General features: G+C 56.1%; 1 protein-coding gene. It reads right to left on the minus strand.

The window, feature by feature from the left end; genetic code table 11:
• Positions 1-1,012, minus strand: a 1,012-nt coding sequence (locus lacNas_RS01620; protein WP_244661400.1) for an AIR synthase-related protein, incomplete at both ends; no start/stop codon positions are given.

Consider the following 1,012-nt stretch of genomic DNA (forward strand, 5'->3'; position numbering starts at 1 on the left):
TTCAACAACGGCCCGCTTGCCGCCGATTTCAGGATCCAGGTAGATAAAGCGGCCGTTGCCGTCAGTGGTCATGGCAATCCCCTTGTGAGTGCCGCGCACCCGCAAGACGCCACTGTCTTCGCCAGGCCCGACGACCGTACTGGTTCTGACCATGGAGTCGTAAGTCTGGGTAAACATTTCCTTGGAGGCAATCGTCGGCTGAGCCAGCATCTGCTTGTAAACAGCGGCCAGGTCCTTGATTTCCGGTTCCCAATCAGCCTTGGCAGCATCATCGATCATGTGCTGCGGCTGCTTTTCTTCACTTGCTTCTTCCAGAACGTCTTCAGTCAGGCTGGTAACCGGGATGTCGCAGACTACTTCGCCGTGGTGGCGCAAAACGTAGTTGTGACCGCTGGTGATCCGGCCGATAACGACCGCGTCAAGGTCGTAGAAGTCAAAGATCTTCTTGACGTCTTCCTCGTGCCCCTTCTTAACGCAGAGGAGCATTCTTTCTTGAGATTCGCTCAGCATGATTTCGTAGGCTGACATGCCGCTTTCTCTTTGCGGCACCAGGTCCAGGTTCAGTTCCATCCCGGACTTGCCTTCTGAAGCCATTTCAGAGCTTGAGGAAACGATGCCGGCTGCCCCCATGTCTTGAATGCCGACCAGCCAGTCAGCGTGCTTTTGGGTCAGTTCCAGGCAGGCTTCAAGCAGGAGCTTTTCCATGAACGGGTCGCCGACTTGCACGGCTGAACGCTGGCTTTCGTGTTCTGAGTCAAAGGAGTGAGAAGCAAAAGTTGCCCCGTGGATGCCGTCACGGCCGGTCTTGGCCCCGACGTACATCACGGCATTGCCTTCACCTTGAGCCAGGCCCTTTTGCATGTCCTTGACGTCCAAAAGGCCGACGCTCATGGCGTTCATGACCGGGTTGCCCTTGTAGATGTCATCAAAAGTCAGCTCGCCGCCGACAGTTGGAATCCCCATGCAGTTGCCGTAGCCGCCGATGCCGGCAACAGTTTCGTTTAACAGCCAG

The organism is Lactobacillus nasalidis, from assembly GCF_016587775.1.
GTDB lineage: Bacteria > Bacillota > Bacilli > Lactobacillales > Lactobacillaceae > Lactobacillus > Lactobacillus nasalidis.